This is a genomic window from Neobacillus sp. PS3-34, assembly GCF_030915465.1.
GTDB lineage: Bacteria > Bacillota > Bacilli > Bacillales > Cytobacillaceae > Neobacillus_A.
Genome location: NZ_CP133267.1, coordinates 4,352,807 through 4,368,206, shown reverse-complemented (window position 1 = coordinate 4,368,206; position 15,400 = coordinate 4,352,807). Strand labels below are relative to the sequence as shown.

Sequence of the window (15,400 nt, the reverse complement as noted above, 5' to 3'; positions counted from 1 at the left end):
ATTAATAGTAAATTAATATTGTTTATTTCCACCATATTACTCTTTTGCTGAAATAGCTTGTTGAGCAAGTAATTGAATGGTCATATCATCCATTGGGGGATTGTGGAGCCCTGCACGCACATCACGATAATAGCGTTGTAAGGGGTTTTTTAATGATAGACTTCTTGCACCCACAACCCTCATCGCAAGGTCAACAATATTTATAGCTGTATTTGTAACGGAAAGCTTAACAGCACCTAATAAAGGACCCATTTTTTGTTTTTCTTCTTCTGCGGCCTCATCCCATTGCTTAGCTGCAGAATACAGAAAATGGGACGCCTGCATAGCGTGCAGTTCCATCTCCCCGATTTTTTGTTTAACAGCCGGCAGATCGATGATTGTTCCTGTAATGCTGTTAGGTGAGTATTCCTTGGCGAATTGAATGGAATACTTTTGAGCAGCTTTAGCAATCCCCAGATAGCATGCTGGGATATGGAGAAGCCAACCGTTTGGTTTCTTATCACCCTTTCCCAGCGTCTCTACCAATTTCTCATTATCAATCACCACATCCTGCAAAATCAAATCGTGGCTTCCAGTACCTCTCATAGCAATGCTGTCCCATGTATCTTCTATTAAAATACCTTTTGTGTTTCGTGGTATAAGGAAATTTCCTACTTCTTCTGTTCCATGTATGGCTGCACTAACTATGAAGAAATCAAGTACAGGTGACATGGTGGTAAATGTTTTACGGCCGTTTAACATCCATTTTCCGTTCTCCTGAACGGCAGTAGTCTGAGGCCTGCCTCCTCTGGTAGGACTGCCGGTTTGTGGCTCGGTAGCAGCGCTATTAATTAGTGCCCCTTTATTAACTTCTTCACATACCATGGCAAATACAGGCTCATTCCATCTCTTTTTCTCTCCCAGATTTTTAATGATTCCCATATGCCATCCAATAGAAAGGGCTGTCGCCCCATCACCTTCAGCTAATTTCTCCTGAAGACGAATCAATTCATAAAGTGAAATTTCAGCCCCCCCATATTGTTTGGGAACTGTTAAGGTGGTATAACCTGCATCTTTCAGATCCTGGATATTTTCAAAGGGAAATTTACCTTCTTCGTCGTACTTAGAGGCACGGCTAGAAAAATTTTTGGCTAGCTGACCCATCGTTTGAAGCCGATCTTCTATCGTTTTGTTCTCTAATAAACTCATCCAACACGCCTCTCCTATCTCCATAAGTACACATTTATATTTATATTTATATTTATATTATACTCTTTAGCCCAATTACTGAAACATTTCTAGGTTTGCTGTTTACCTGTTTTCATTACATATGTTTTTGCGATAATATCATGTAAAGCTCTCTTCTTGCGAGTAAAAGCCGCAATGATATATCCAAGAAATAAAGGAAGGGCTGAAATAAAATATCCTATAAATCTTACCAATGCTTTTCCTTTTGAGATGCGTTCACCTTGGTCATTAACCACTTTCATTTTTAAGATTTTCTTTCCAATAGTAGCCTGCAGATTTGAACTAGTCATTACAATATAATAAATTGCCGAAATCACTAAGGTTATAAGGTTTGTCCATGTTGTGTAAGGATTATATGGAAACTGATTATCCTGTGAAAAAATCCAATATGCTTGAAAAGAGCCGTAATAAATAGTTCCAAATACCATTTCAATTGGAGTGTAAATTAATGAAATAACGATTCCATCAATCAAGCTTGCCAAAAACCTTCTCCAAAAACCTCCATATTCCAAATCATGCTCCAAAACCCATCCCTCACCTTTATCGCATTTGTTAATTAGTATGGATCTTTGGCGGAAAATGTATGTAAAAAGGGCATTGCAGCACAAGCTGCCAAGTATAAAATAAAAATTCGTCAGGATTGCCAAAAATAAAAAAACAATACCATCTCTCAGGTATTGTTTAAAGAGTTTTCATTATCCTAAAAATAAATCGAGGATATTTCCAGCTAGGGACGAATCCTTTTTATAGAATTCAGAGTATCCGCATTTTTTGCAATAAACCACAAGGAATTTATTGTTTTGTACATCAAGCAATTTTGAGAGTCCTGTTCCTGTCATGGCAACCTCTTTTTGGGCTGCATCCATGCTGCCGCATTTCATACATCCTTTTTGAGTCATCGTCATTCTCCTTTCAAATAAAGTTATAATATTTACGTAAAGGAAGCTCATTAGTTTCAAATCTTCCATTTGTATAGATTAATTTTTACTCTTAAAATTGCTCCATTCGGATGCAGATGCCGTTTCATCAGTAGATTTTTTTAATATTTCAGTTTCCCAGCTGCTTCGTTTTTTGCTGGAAGCAGGTTCATATTTACGCATCGGTCGCTTTGAAACTACCTCTTTTAAATAAAGATTACCTGAAGGAGCCTGTGTTTTTAAAAGCTGCATAAGTAGTTTGATATCATCCATTGCCCTATGGGATTGATAATTTGTGATATTATGTGCTTCAACTAGAGTAAGAAGCTTACTGTTCGCGAATCCATATGATTTCCAGGCCACATTGCGCATCGTGCAGTACCATTTAAGCTCATTAATTTCAGGATACATATGGAACATAAAGCTGCGGTCAAATGAAGCGTTGTGGGCAAAGACTGAGTCCGCTTGATTTAGCAGCTCTCTGACCTTTTGATCATCAAATGTTTTACCCTCCACATGGCTATATGGGATGCCGTGAATCCGAAAGGCACTCGGGTAATTTGTTTTTGCTGTTCTGGATAGAGGCTCACGCAAAAATGATTGCTCATCCAAAATGTCCAAAAATTCTCCGGTATCCTTATGATATGTAAATTGAATAATACCTAACTCAATTACCTCATCGGCGCCCGCCTTAAACCTGTTGTTTCTACGTCTAATAAGAGGCCGATTTTAATATCTTTGCTCATCTATATCATCCTAATCTAATAAAGTAGTTCCATGATCCATTACCCTTTCATACTACCACATTTTAAAAATATGAATCACATTAAAAGTAATTTCCACATGTTATGAAGGTAATTAATTGACAATGACTTCGTTAATAGGATTAGGTGCAAGTGGTACTTTGTTCTTCTTGTGCAGCTGTATATTTCCAATCCTTTGTGGTTTCTTGATACCTTCAAAACTGATTGACTGGTAGCCGAACTCCTTTGCGGCCAACATAATTGCTTCAAACATCAGCCGATTTTTCGGGATATCCTCCAATTCAGTACCTTTTTTAAAGAAAACCACTACTTGTTTCAATTTCTCATTCCCTACGGATTTTTCTATTGCTACATTTTCCGGAATAGAAGATTGAAGGTGCCATTCCTCCTTACTTTTGCGCATGTCCATTAACGCAGCATAAAAACTTTTGGAATTAAAAGGTGATGGGGCTAAAAATTCAGGTGCATCTTTATCCTTCTGAAAAATTAAATACCCTTTGTTTTCGTATCCGGAAAGCGATATCCCGTTTTCAGGTTCAGCCATTTCCCCAAACAAAATCCCCCGTTTCCCACCTGTAAAATATTGAGCATTCATATAACCTGATCCGCGGAAGGATTCAAATACAGACTGATTAAAAATATTATTATAGACACTGCCAAGATTTATATCGTTTTTTTCCGGGACATCAATCAGAATATCTTTGCCTTTACCCTCCTTGAGATTAAAATCAGTTAAAAAATAGTGACCAAGCCCCAATTTTCTTGGTTCAAACTCCCCTTTGTATTCATATAGCAGCTCGACATAGGGGATATCCTGCTTTTTTATTATCAAGCTTAACGGTATTACATTTTGACCTTGTTGATCTGGAACACCAAATATAAGGATATCCTGGTCTTTTTTTACCTTGGTTATGATATTGGTTTCACTCCTGGTGGGTCGATCTTTATGTTTTTGGGAATATTCTTGAAGAATAGGATAATTCTCTTTTTTGTTTGTATGACCGGATAGGCTGACCTCTTGAAAAAGAGCAGGTGTAAGGATTAGCAGAATGGAGAAGGCAGCTGCAGCGGCCAGAATAGGGATTACTCTTTTTCTTTTCTGTTTTTTAGCCAGAACTAGCTGAATATTGCGGTAGATTATTTGTGATGGTCGTTTGTCCTGGATGGGCGGCATTTGTTTTAGAAGGTATTCCAGATTTTTATCTGAACATTTTTTGCTGATCATATCTATGTTCCTCCCTCCTGCTGATTTCTTCCAATAATCCTTTAACCTTTTTTAACGCTCTATGCTGGGTAGTCTTCACCTTGCTTTCTGACCAGCCCAGGGCGGAAGCTGTTTCGCTAATTGACATGGTTTGAAGGTAACGAAGTACTAAAACCATCTTTTGATCAATCGAACATTTTTCCAGACATAAATATAAGCTTTTAGCCTGTTCGCTTTTTTGAGCAATTTCTTCTGGCAATGGGGCAGGATCAACTAATTCCTGATTAGCCCAGTCAAATGAACTAAAAATCCTTTTTTTCCACCCAGCCTGTTTACGGAAATAATCGACTGCGGTGTTTCTTGCGATTGAAAAAAGCCAAGTTCTTTCGCTGCTGTTCCCTTTAAAATTTTCATAAGATTTCAAAACCTTTATATAAACCTCCTGAGCCAGATCCTGGCCAGTTCGTGATTGTTTACCAAATAATATAAAAAGGAAAAGAGATCCTCATGGTATTTTTCATAAAGTTCCTGAAACTTTTCATACAAATTGCTCACCATCCTATCAAAGTATTATGTCGCTTGATTTTACTTAAAAGTTACAGATTTACTAAAACAACCCAAAAAACCAGCAAAACATTAGGGAATGCCAGTTCAGAAAAATTTGTTTAGACCTACAAATTAGAGGAATAATAGGAAGGATAAATTATGAAGGAGTGGTACAATGGACCAGCAGGAAATGAAGGAAAAAGCGCTTAAAATCTTGGATAAAAATAAATTGGGTACGATGGCAACTGTTCAATACAATAAACCTCATTCACGTTATATGACATTTTTTCACGATGAATTGAATCTTTATACTGCTACAAGCAAAGAGACTCATAAGGTAGAAGAAATTGAAAAAAATCCATATGTCCATATTTTAATTGGCTATGAAGGCGAAGGCTTAGGAGATTCATTTCTGGAAATTGAAGGGAAAGCTTCAATTAACGAATCAAACGATTTAAAAAGGAAGCTTTGGAACGAGGAATTTGAACATTGGTTTAAAGGTCCGGATGATCCGAACTATATTATTCTTTCCATTGCACCCACACAAATAAGATTGATGAATAATGAAGGAAAAAAACCAGATTGTCTCGAACTATAGTATTAGCGCCGCAATAAAGCGGCGTTTTATTTATTTTAAATCTCAAATTAATAAGAAAAGAATTTTGTTATACTTTTATTAAATTCCCTGAAGAAGCACCGGTTAAGTAAAAATGAAAAAAAACCCATTTTAGGGCTTTTTTCCATTAGTGATTAGTATGAAATTATAGGGATACTGCCTGCTTCCCCATTTGTTCCCAGGCTTTGATGAAATTATCACGGTTTAGTTTTCTGTTTTTAAAACCGTACGGATCATTAATATAGATATAATCTTTATCGTATCCTGTAATCACCACGCTGTGCTGGCTAAACGTAATTTCAATTGTACCCTGAGGTGTATTCCATTTCTGAAATAACGAAACCGGTGCAAATCTTGTCGTTGTAATAATCCAGACTGGATTTCCGTGGGCCACTTTATTTAAAATCTTTGAAAATGGCTGGTTCGTTAAATCTACTACTCTATCTCCAGCGTACTTTTTAGCCAATTCGACAATTGGACCATGAAAAACACCAAGTCCAGGACCGTCCTCCATATTTCCGACAAAGCCTTCGTTTGGATTTCCCTTCAGGTTTGGCGGCATATTTAGGGGAACTCTATTAATTTTTTTTGCCAGCTCATTTTTTGAAACTTTATAACCATGGTAATTTAATACCATCGTGAGGCTTGTTACCTCGCACCCATTATAAAGCCTTGGAGCATCCATCTGCTTAATTAAGGGTACATCCAGCATGGCGTGATCCGGTAAAGGTGGAAGCTGTTTTGCTTCAAGAGCAAGTAATTTCTTCTCTAAGTTTTCTTGTCGGGCATATTCTTTGCTTGCAAATTTAGAGGTAAAGCCGTAGGTGTTAATTGTTTTCCATCCAAAAATGGCAAGGCTGACAGCAGCCAAGGCGATAAAAATTGATCTGTTGAAAATTCTCATTCCAAACTCCCTTTTACCTATGTATCTATATTATTAACTAAATATATATACCCTGCTTTTTAAAGTTAAAACATCTTTACCGTTAAAAACTAATGAATAATTTACACTCGGTTTTTCTTCGCTATTTTACCGGTCTTTCAAGTAAATAAAAGTCTTCTTCTAATGTACCGAGCTTTTCATCAATCATCTTCTTTGAATCTCTTATCCCTTCATTATAAAAATGAGGGCGTATATGCTTTTTGAAAAATTCCAGCACGTTTTCTGCAGCAAGGATTCCAATCTCCTCATCTCTTTCTTCATAGAAAAACCTTTGTATATCAGAAAGCATTTGATCTTTCTGTTGTTTTGAAAAATTTATAAACACAAGAACCTCTCCTTTTTAAAGCAACCAAATAAACATATTACACATATTAATCATTGGTTTATTTACCCATTTTGTCAACCCTTCTGAGAAGATGGGTTAGGTTAATTAAGCCAAAAAAAAGAAAGAGCACCTTTGCTCTTTCTTAATTATGGCTTGGACGATGAAATAATCCCATGACTTCAATAGTTTCTGTTATATTTACAAATGCTGACGGATCGACTTCTGCAATCAGCCTTTTTACTTCAGCAAGCTCGTAGCGAGAAATTACTGCAATAAGGATGCTGCGCTGTTCATTCGAGTATCCGCCCACTCCATTCATGACAGTCAGCCCACGATAAACATTGGTTAGAAAATGCTGACGCATTTCTTCACCCTTTTCTGTTATTATCATCAATGTCAGCTTAACATGATGCGTGTAAACCGCATCAACTACCTTTCCAGTCACAAAAATCGATACGAGCGTATAAAGCGCCGAATCCCAATCAAAGAGAAAGCCGCTGACGACAATCACTACTGCATTCATCCCGGAAAGCAGTGCACCAAGCGGGAAATCACTTTTCCTTGAAACAATCATTCCGATGATATCAAAGCCTCCCGTTGATCCCGATCCCCTGAAAACAATACCAACACCCAGCCCTGTCAAAGCACCACCGAAAATAGACGAAAGAATTTTATCATGTACAATTCCTTGGACCGGTACTAAATAAAGTCCAATTGATATAACCAAAACAGATAAAATCGTATTGCCAATAAATTTCTTTCCCAGCTTCCAAAAGCCAATAACCAGCAATGGGAAGTTCAACAGAAAATTTGCAAGTCCGGTATTGATGGGTGTCACCATCGCCAATATCATCGACACTCCGCTCATGCCGCTGCTCATTACTTTGTGTGGAATTAAAAACAGATTAAACGCAATTACAATGATCAAGGATCCAACAAATAATCCAAGAATCCGCATCAAAGTGTCCTCCTCAAACATACAAATATATCTTTAAAAAATGATACAGATTCTCCATCTCCTTGTAAATATAATAGTTTTTTACAATAATTTAAAGTTATCTGTTATTTAGAGATTGTATTTTTTTACAGGTGTATGAATGATTATACAACACTTCAAAATACGGATTGACTTTTATTATTATTTCCTTATAATTTAAAACTATATCAATTAAATATAGCAAATCCTCATCCAACCGATGAGGTAGAGGTCGCGGCTTTTAATAGTAAATCGTACGAGGTTTAGAGATAACCTTAGACTCCGGTTGAAAGGAAAAGCTGCCGAAGTGTGTTCTTGTTCTCTCAAGGCATGCTGGGGCTGTTTCCGAACAGGAACAGAACTGTCACGTTTTTACCTTACCAGTCAAACGTGTTGAGCTATCTTTCGGAAGGTATGATGCGGGATATTGATAATGCCGTCGAATCTGCTTCGAGGGCATTTTTTTATTTCCTTCTCCTTCCAAAAATATTAAAAAAGGAGTAATTATCAAATGCAAACAACACATCACAGAGAAAAAAATCATGGAACAAAAGAACCTTCCGGATTAAAGCGATCCCTTAAAGCTCGCCACCTGACGATGATTTCGCTTGGCGGCACCATTGGTACAGGCTTATTTTTAGCGAGCGGTGGTGCAATCCATACTGCTGGTCCTGGAGGTGCCCTTTTATCCTATGTCCTGATTGGAATCATGGTTTACTTTTTAATGACAAGCCTTGCTGAAATGGCTGCATATATGCCTGTAGCAGGAAGCTTCAGTACGTATGCTACGAAATTTGTTGATCCATCTTTAGGGTTCGCGCTTGGCTGGAATTATTGGTATAACTGGGCAATAACCATTGCGGCAGAACTGTCGGCTGTTACGATTATTATGAAGTTTTGGTTCCCTCATACACCTTCTATTATTTGGAGCAGTATTTTCCTGGTTATTATGTTCTTATTGAACTACCTGTCTGTTAAAGGTTTTGGAGAAGCGGAATATTGGTTTTCACTCATCAAAGTAATAACTGTTATCATTTTTATTATTTTCGGCTTTTTAACGATTTTTGGAATAATGGGAGACAGTGCGGTTGGATTTAAGAATTTTACGCTTGGGGATGCCCCTTTCCATGGAGGGTTCATGACCATGCTGGGCATTTTTATGGCGGCTGGATTCTCTTTCCAGGGTACTGAGCTATTGGGTGTGGCTGCAGGAGAGACAGAGGATCCTTCGAAAAACATTCCTCGTGCTGTAAAGCAAGTTTTCTGGCGCATTCTATTGTTTTATGTGCTTGCCATTCTCGTTATCGGACTTCTTATTCCTTATACAAACGCAAATCTTGCCAGTGGAGAAGTAACAGTAAGTCCGTTTACAATTGTATTTCAAAAAGCAGGCATTGCCTTTGCAGCCTCTGTTATGAATGCAATCATTTTAACAGCTGTATTATCTGCAGGAAATTCTGGTATGTATGCTTCTACCAGAATGCTGTGGGATCTGGCGCGTGAAGGATGGGCGCCTAAATTCCTTGGTAAATTAAATAAAAACGGTGTCCCTGTAAACGCCTTGATTGTAACCACACTCGTGGGTACAATTGCTTTTCTTGCTTCCTTATACGGGGAAGGTACGGTTTACGTATGGCTGTTAAATGCTTCTGGAATGTCTGGTTTCATTGCATGGCTTGGAATTGCGATCAGCCATTATCGTTTCCGAAAAGCATTTATTGCGCAGGGCAAGGATTTAAATGAACTTCCATACAAATCATCGTTCTTCCCTTTTGGCCGATATTTGCTTTTGTACTTTGTGGAATTGTCATTCTTGGTCAAAATTACTCTGCTTTCATGGGAGATCATATTGACTGGAACGGCATCATGGTTTCCTATATTGGCCTGCCATTGTTCCTTGTCTTTTGGCTGGGATATAAGCTAGTTAAGAAAACAAAAATAGTTAAACTGGAAGACTGCGATCTTTCGAATTAATAAACTCTGAAAAGCCGCTAATTTTCATTAGTGGCTTTTTTCAATGATATACTCAATCTCAAGAAATTGAATGCCAAAAATCCACATCTTGTGGTTTGCTGATAATGTAGTAGTGCTTGTTTGTTTAATTAAAAATGATTCAGCAAGCGGCAAGCGGACAGTGAAGAAACGTGTAAACAGATATATCCCCTCATCTCCTGCAACTACATTATTTGATTTACTAGTTAACATAAGATTATTATCGACATTTTGCATTTTTAGTATGCCTGTCATATTGGAATATGGCAACGGCAATGCGACATTCATATAAGTTATTCCTCTATGATGGTGCTCAGAATAGAGGGCTACAAAAATCGCCTCACCCCTGCCATTCTTCCGAATCCATGCCCTTACATGGTTCCTTCCATCTTCTTGTGAATTTACGCCGATAATATCCCCTTCCATGGGTTCCCAGACTCCTCCCATGGATAAATGGATTTGCTGAATATGCCGGCTAATTTTTTCATACAGGTACGCCAAAGGCTTAAACCAGACGGACCAGCGAATATTGGCTTTTAGCGAATATTTCTTTGTATTCTCATAAAAATCGGCAATTAAAGGAGATAGTTTACTTTCATCAAATTTGTCCGAAGCGAAATTCTTCATCCTATTAATAAGGCCATCATAAATATTTGAATCAATTAATTTTTTCTTTTTTAAAAAAGAACCTCCAATCGCCCTATTGCCTACTAAGCGGCTCATCGGTTTTCCGTAAAAGGAAGAAAGCCCATCCTCAGTTCCTTCTATTAACCATCCAATCAGTGCAGGCAGGACTACCCCAAAAGCATTGACTGCCCCGTGGATAAATATCATCGACTGTATAGAGATAGAAGCAGCATTCTGCAGTCTCCCCCATGAGTAAAGAAGCGAAAAGCAAATTGTTATCATGAGAACGGCAGACGAAATAGAAATAAATATCCTGGCAAGCTTTTTCCGAAATGGTGTAGTGAAAACCAGAAAACAATATGCGTAAATAGCTGCCAGATAAATCAGGACAGAAGTAAATTCAATTGCTCTTGAAAAGCTAATCCCAGCCGCAATGGTTAGAGGGGATAAGATCAAGGCAATGGTTACGGCAGAATATAATTTTTTATACCTCAACTGCTTTCTGCCTAGAAAGCCTGCCAGAATTGGAATGATGAAAGCGGAGTAATGGAAATGCATCGCTGTGAGCAGGTTCGTAATAATGGAAAAATCCATCACCTTAATATGTGCAGTGTAAGTAAGAAACCATAATCCACCTAAACTTAAATACATAAGCCCGCTATCAATTGACAATTCAGATAGAAGCCTTGCCCTCTCTCTGCAAACCTCAAAAGTCCGAATAATGCAGTTAGAAAGGTAAATCCTAGCCACAATAAAGAAAATAAATATTCATCAGTGACTAAAGAAAACAGCGCTCCAAGTGCTGCAAAGGGATAAAATCTGCACACCCATCCTGTTAGCGGAAGAAGTGAATGGTCCCTCTTTTTCTTATCAATCAGCATGAACGAAAAGGGAACAACTACTAGTATTGAAAATAATAGCAATGCTTCTGCCGGAAAAAGGTATATCCAGCTGAAAACTAGATATAAAAGGTAAGTGGTAATTCCGAATAATAAATTCCGTTTCATTTTTTTCCACTTTCCATTTCTGTAAAATAGCCTTGATATGAAAACAGTGTACCTAGCAGTGGATTGCTTACATTGACATTAACGCAATAACAGTTTCGTCTCTCATCAAAGGATTCGATGATTCTCGCCTCTCCGTAAAGAAATTTCGGTAGGGGAATTTTTCTGCCGAACGCATTAAGCCATTGCTTCTTGGAGGTAATAATCATAGATCCTTTATTGCCAACTTGAAAGTTTAAGGTAGAAACAAGGAGATGCGGTATACCAAAGTAATCAATGATTTCATTTTGCTTATCATTTAATTGCATGACAGCATCAAAGTAGCGTTTTTTACCTTTAAAGGAAAATTCCCTATTCCATTTCACTAACTTCTCTCCAGCTTCATTTTCAAAGGCATTATTATAGATGGTAAAAGGGACATCACTCCCCCTCTCAGAAAAAAACAGCCGGTATCTAGTACCTAATTTAAACAGCTGCCTTACTAGGAAAATCCCCCCTGAAATGTTCTCCATTCTTCCTGTCCCATGGAACGAAGATTGCTCTGTAATATCATAGCGATGCTGCAGCTTTGGATGCAGACTTTGATAGGAATCCCCAAGATGGGACCGATATATGGAAGTCAATTCATCGTCCCCCTTTTGCTTCTTTTGCAATTTCTTGCTAAAGGCAGGTTGCTGCTATTTAAATACCCGATAATCGACAGGAACATCAGGGCCAGATTGAGGGTAATTGGATTAAACGGCATGATAAAGCTTTGCGGGTTGGCCAGCCAGGCTGATAAAGTAAGAGATAATATCATGATGATATGGATAAGAAAAAGCCCTCGTTTTTGAAAGGGCAATAACCAGACAATGCCAAATAGTACTTCCGCCAAGCCTATGTACCTTATTGCCAATTCTCCATCCATAGGTATCTTGATTAATGTCAATAGCATTTTAACTTCCTCGGGATGAGTGTTGATCATTTTCGGAACAAGTCCTTGATAAATCCATATGAAAGCCAGCAAGAAACAGACACTCCAATATGTCAGTGTTTTTTGCAGAAGAAGCCTAGGATGATACCCTTTTTCAAGCCATATTTTTAAAGAGTCAAAGCTCCATGCTGTAGCTCTGCCCATTAACGGCCAAAAATAGTAGAATCGATCAGCTTTCCCACTTTGCTATATCGAGTCTCATAGTCGTATTGTGTTTCAAATATAACCATGTCTCCTTTGGGAGTGTATTTCCAATACCCTCGTCCTTTCATTATCAATGAAATAGGGTTGTCTGTTTCAAATTTAAGAGATGATACCCTCTCCCCCGTTTCTTTCATTATTGTCCCGCTGCTTTCACCTGTACCTGCAATTTCCAATCCAAAACCGATTTTTGTTTTATATAAAAATCTCTGGGGCTCACTTTCCTCCCGCTTAAGATAGGTGATTTCAGTGAAGCGGAGATCCCATTCTGTGTGCAGATTAGGATTCTGTGTATGGTCCCAAATTTCATTCATTGGAGTTTGGATGGTCGTTTGTACATAAATGGGTTTTTGCAATTGTATGCTCCCTTCAATGATTAACTTTTGTTGTCTAAAAGCTAAAAATTTCATTTTAGCTCCTATATAGAGTACAACATAGTTTAACAGAATTCGACTTTAAGAAAATAGATTTTTTTAAAGGAGTTCTTTAATAATAAAATATTTCAATCGAAAGGAAGATATTTATTTTTTACACAGGGCAAACTATGGGAAGGAGGGATCAAGATGGGTAAAAGAAGAAAAATACTTGTACCAGAAGCACGAAAAGCCCTGGACGAATTAAAAGCTAAAGTTGCAGGAACTGAAAAACCAGAGGACGCAAAATTTGAAATAGCTAAAGAGAATGGAGTTCCTTTAAGCAGGGGCTATAATGGACAGCTAACTGCCTATGAAGCAGGAAAAACGGGCGGAAAACTTGGTGGCAGGATGGTCCAGGAATTGATTAAGATGGCTAAGGGAAATTTAGAAAATAAATAAGTGTAACTCTCCTGCCCCCTTTTATAGGGGGTTAAATTGTTTCCATCAGAAACTTGCTGACTTGAATGAACAGACAGTATTTTTAGGCCAAAACTGCTTATTCCATTTCCAATTATAATTTCTTTTTTAGTCATCTTCCTCATAAACTTAAATGAAAATTCCTTTGTTTGTAAATTAATGAATTTAAGAATGGGGGAAAAAAATGGAGCGGAATGCGGGTTTTTGGGTACGTCTGGGTGCTTCAGTTTTAGATGGGCTGCTCGTTAGTTTACCTTTGGGATTAGTGTGCGCTTTAATTCTTGGGGATGCAGCTGGAACACGCAATTGGCTTGCTGACTTTTTGCAATTTCTTTATAGTCTCATTATTCCCGTAATTTGGTCTGGATATGTTGTTGGAAAAAGAATTCTAGGCATAAGAATAGTTAAGCTAGATGGAAGTAATGTAAGTTTTGGAACAATGTTTTTGAGAATTGTGGTTGGTGCTCTTGTTTACACTGTGACACTTGGAATCGGATTAATAGCCAGTGCATTAATGGTCGGAACCAGAGAAGATAAACGCGCTATTCATGATTTAATAGCGGGGACATATGTTACACACAGCAGACCCGAAGATATGAATTAAAAGAATAGAATATAACTGAAAGTAAAATTCATCCTCCTCCCTTTGCAATGGCATATAACTGTATCCAACTAAAATTGCAAGCATATTTTATATAAAATTTTATTTTCAAAAAAAGTTTGACAAATTTGTGACAAAGAGTAGAATATTCAGTAAAAGGGGATGTTAAAAATGCATGTAAATCAAATGAAGCCATTATTAGCAGCGAAAAAAATCGCGACCTACGGTATAATTTTAGGAGTTATTATCTTTTTTATAAGCTTATTTGTAAGCGATTTCAACCCAAACTATTATATGTCTGTTTTTGGAATTGGCGTAGTTATAGCTTCAATGGTCTTTTTTGGATTTGGCATGTTCCTGAGTTTAGCTGATGAAGTTGCTGGTAAGCAGCAAAAAATATAATGTTCATGTTAAAAAGCCTGCATGATTTTATGCAGGCTTTTTGCATTTCCTATTACCCTTCTATCCGACGATTTTTCTCCCATCTTCTGCTAGAGCATGGTAAATCCCATGCTGAAGAGTTTGAAAACAAGGGAATTTAGATAGGCTGATTTGCGACTTGGTCATATTTTTGGCTAATTCAGCAAAAATTCCGACCAAGATAGTGTTCACTCCAATTAAAGAAGCGGCTGCTCCCAGTTTGTGTATAAATTCCGCACTATAATTACTCATTTCCATATCTAAGCCGGTTAAATCTAAAACGAGGAATTTAGCTCGATATTTGGGAAGATTATAAAGTGTTTTTACTAATAGATCCTCTGAACGGCTTTCATCATACTTTCCAATTAAGGGCACAACTACTATTCCTTCTAGGACTGGAATGATAGGAGACGAAATTTGTTTAACTAGACCTTGTAAATCCTTCGTTTTATCTTCGACCAGTGCTTCCAGCTGTTGAATGTGCTCAGACTCCTTCAGTCTGGCTAGCTGGTGCATGTTTTTTGAGACCGTTATGGAGGAAGGGTAATATTCGAATTGGCTATACCCATCTCCTCTTATTTGGTCTTTACGGACATCAAACCAAACATTGGTTCCAAATAAACCAGAAAAAATCCCCGCATAATGGGCTGCAAGAAAAGTGCCTCCAACCTTTTTACCCTGTGCTTTATTAATTTTGTATTCCCAGCTGTCACTTAACTGTACTGACACTGTATGTGATTCTTCATTAAAATCAATAATTTGCGCCTTTCCCCAGCCCGCAGATGCATATGTATTTGGTATTAATGCGGTTGCTTCAGAAATACTGACACCTTTTAATTCCCGGAAATATTCACCCACCACAATTCCTTGACGAAATCCTGTAGTTTCAAGGACTACACTTGCAGCATCTTCCCCGGAAACTTCTTCAATCGTATCAAAAAAAGTTTTCATCGCAGTAGAAATCCAAAAAAGCACTGCATCTTCTTTTTCAAATAAAAATTTCCCCTCAGCTATATCCCACTCAAATTCAAGACCAGCTACATTGATTTCATCTTTTTTTGGTTTCCCGACTGTGCTCAAATAAAAAAGCCCCTCTCCATTATGTGAAAGAAATATTATATGCAAATTCATAACTTTAACGTTTCTTATATCCATTTTAATTTACATCTATTAATTTTAAATGTCTAATAATAGGCTTCATAGAGTATCTATTTCATTAATGTAAAAAGAG

General features: G+C 37.6%; 14 protein-coding genes, 4 pseudogenes and 1 riboswitch. Of the genes and pseudogenes, 5 read left to right on the top strand and 13 right to left on the bottom strand.

Annotated elements, in window-relative coordinates:
- Nucleotides 1-36: 36 nt before the first annotated feature.
- The 6 genes and pseudogenes from RCG23_RS22975 to RCG23_RS22950 form a co-directional block, all read right to left on the bottom strand.
- The gene (locus RCG23_RS22975) at nt 37-1,188 is read right to left on the bottom strand and encodes an acyl-CoA dehydrogenase family protein (protein ID WP_308177554.1); all 1,152 of its coding nucleotides are present in this window, start codon (nt 1,186-1,188) and stop codon (nt 37-39) included.
- Between the two features lie 89 nt (nt 1,189-1,277).
- Complete coding sequence (locus tag RCG23_RS22970) at nt 1,278-1,751, bottom strand: RDD family protein (protein WP_308177553.1); 474 nt, start codon at nt 1,749-1,751, stop codon at nt 1,278-1,280.
- A 171-nt stretch (nt 1,752-1,922) separates the two neighbouring features.
- Nucleotides 1,923-2,126 (bottom strand): zinc ribbon domain-containing protein, encoded by a 204-nt coding sequence (locus RCG23_RS22965; protein ID WP_308177552.1) that lies wholly within the window; start codon nt 2,124-2,126, stop codon nt 1,923-1,925.
- 78 nt (nt 2,127-2,204) lie between these two features.
- A complete protein-coding gene (locus tag RCG23_RS22960; RefSeq protein ID WP_308180153.1) occupies nt 2,205-2,801 on the bottom strand; it encodes an exonuclease domain-containing protein in 597 nt (198 codons plus the stop codon).
- Between the two features lie 201 nt (nt 2,802-3,002).
- Complete coding sequence (locus tag RCG23_RS22955) at nt 3,003-4,133, bottom strand: hypothetical protein (protein ID WP_308177551.1); 1,131 nt, start codon at nt 4,131-4,133, stop codon at nt 3,003-3,005.
- Nucleotides 4,108-4,670: pseudogene (locus tag RCG23_RS22950) on the bottom strand (RNA polymerase sigma factor SigX). The gene RCG23_RS22955 and the pseudogene RCG23_RS22950 overlap by 26 nt, the downstream one beginning before the upstream one ends.
- A 163-nt stretch (nt 4,671-4,833) precedes the next feature.
- Here RCG23_RS22950 and RCG23_RS22945 point away from each other — a divergent pair.
- Nucleotides 4,834-5,256: a pyridoxamine 5'-phosphate oxidase family protein gene (locus tag RCG23_RS22945; protein ID WP_308177550.1), complete on the top strand. Its 423-nt coding sequence runs from the start codon at nt 4,834-4,836 to the stop codon at nt 5,254-5,256.
- A gap of 163 nt (nt 5,257-5,419) precedes the next feature.
- Here RCG23_RS22945 and RCG23_RS22940 read toward each other — a convergent pair whose 3' ends face one another.
- The 3 genes from RCG23_RS22940 to RCG23_RS22930 all read right to left on the bottom strand — a co-directional run bounded on the left by RCG23_RS22940 (nt 5,420) and on the right by RCG23_RS22930 (nt 7,503).
- On the bottom strand, nt 5,420-6,178 hold the full coding sequence (locus tag RCG23_RS22940) for a C39 family peptidase (RefSeq protein ID WP_308177549.1): 759 nt from the start codon (nt 6,176-6,178) through the stop codon (nt 5,420-5,422).
- Nucleotides 6,179-6,299: 121 nt separating this feature from the next.
- Entirely contained in the window at nt 6,300-6,542 is a 243-nt protein-coding gene (locus RCG23_RS22935; RefSeq protein ID WP_308177548.1) for a DUF2164 domain-containing protein, read from the bottom strand.
- A 142-nt stretch (nt 6,543-6,684) separates the two neighbouring features.
- Nucleotides 6,685-7,503: a YitT family protein gene (locus tag RCG23_RS22930; RefSeq protein ID WP_308177547.1), complete on the bottom strand. Its 819-nt coding sequence runs from the start codon at nt 7,501-7,503 to the stop codon at nt 6,685-6,687.
- Between the two features lie 233 nt (nt 7,504-7,736).
- Nucleotides 7,737-7,927: riboswitch (Lysine riboswitch) on the top strand.
- Nucleotides 7,928-8,029: 102 nt separating this feature from the next.
- On the opposite strand from RCG23_RS22930, the pseudogene RCG23_RS22925 reads away from it, so the two are divergent.
- Nucleotides 8,030-9,405, top strand: a pseudogene (locus RCG23_RS22925) (amino acid permease); the annotation flags it as partial.
- A 114-nt stretch (nt 9,406-9,519) separates the two neighbouring features.
- On the opposite strand, the pseudogene RCG23_RS22920 reads toward RCG23_RS22925, so the two are convergent.
- The 3 genes and pseudogenes from RCG23_RS22920 to RCG23_RS22910 form a co-directional block, all read right to left on the bottom strand.
- Nucleotides 9,520-11,018, bottom strand: a pseudogene (locus tag RCG23_RS22920) (YndJ family protein).
- A 122-nt stretch (nt 11,019-11,140) separates the two neighbouring features.
- Complete coding sequence (locus RCG23_RS22915) at nt 11,141-11,764, bottom strand: DUF4166 domain-containing protein (protein ID WP_308177546.1); 624 nt, start codon at nt 11,762-11,764, stop codon at nt 11,141-11,143.
- Nucleotides 11,761-12,677 (bottom strand): annotated as a pseudogene (locus tag RCG23_RS22910) (DoxX-like family protein). The gene RCG23_RS22915 and the pseudogene RCG23_RS22910 overlap by 4 nt, the downstream one beginning before the upstream one ends.
- Nucleotides 12,678-12,878: 201 nt before the next feature.
- Here RCG23_RS22910 and RCG23_RS22905 point away from each other — a divergent pair.
- The 3 genes from RCG23_RS22905 (at nt 12,879) to RCG23_RS22895 (ending at nt 14,151) form a co-directional block, all read left to right on the top strand.
- Entirely contained in the window at nt 12,879-13,130 is a 252-nt protein-coding gene (locus RCG23_RS22905; protein ID WP_308177545.1) for an alpha/beta-type small acid-soluble spore protein, read from the top strand.
- A 202-nt stretch (nt 13,131-13,332) separates the two neighbouring features.
- Nucleotides 13,333-13,752, top strand: a complete 420-nt coding sequence (locus RCG23_RS22900; RefSeq protein ID WP_308177544.1) for an RDD family protein — start codon at nt 13,333-13,335, stop codon at nt 13,750-13,752.
- A 168-nt stretch (nt 13,753-13,920) separates the two neighbouring features.
- Nucleotides 13,921-14,151, top strand: a complete 231-nt coding sequence (locus RCG23_RS22895; protein ID WP_308177543.1) for a hypothetical protein — start codon at nt 13,921-13,923, stop codon at nt 14,149-14,151.
- Between the two features lie 60 nt (nt 14,152-14,211).
- On the opposite strand, the gene RCG23_RS22890 is transcribed toward RCG23_RS22895, so the two are convergent.
- Nucleotides 14,212-15,249: an STAS domain-containing protein gene (locus RCG23_RS22890; protein ID WP_308177542.1), complete on the bottom strand. Its 1,038-nt coding sequence runs from the start codon at nt 15,247-15,249 to the stop codon at nt 14,212-14,214.
- Between the last annotated feature and the right edge of the window lie 151 nt (nt 15,250-15,400).